Raw genomic sequence first — 314 nt, forward strand, 5'->3', positions numbered from 1 at the left:
CTTTTCGACAGGCACGGTGACCTGACCCAGCATCACGATGGTCCGGTCCTCGCGCGGGTCCTGTACGGCGTCCTTTGCATCGCCGTAACCGTCGGCGTGCTTTTCCGCGCCGGGTTTGGCCTTGGCGGCTTCGCTATTTGTCGCGGTTTCACTGAGGGAAGGCGCCAGCACGGTGCCCGCGCCGTAGCCTGCGCCCGCAAAAACGAGCGGCAGTACCGTGAATGCGATTGCGACCTTTTTCATCATCGACCTTTCGTCAGGATTCCTCCTGTCCTAAAGGTCGATTGTGTCCATCATTGTCTGAGAATGTGGCA

1 protein-coding gene is annotated in these 314 nt (G+C 59.6%); it reads right to left on the reverse strand.

What is annotated here, in order from left to right; genetic code table 11:
* The coding region (locus A3764_RS21560; RefSeq protein WP_150121502.1) for a hypothetical protein at nt 1–243 on the reverse strand (243 nt) is incomplete at its 3' end.
* Between the last annotated feature and the right edge of the window lie 71 nt (nt 244–314).

Source organism: Sulfitobacter sp. HI0129, from assembly GCF_001635395.1.
In the GTDB taxonomy this organism is placed as follows: domain Bacteria; phylum Pseudomonadota; class Alphaproteobacteria; order Rhodobacterales; family Rhodobacteraceae; genus Sulfitobacter.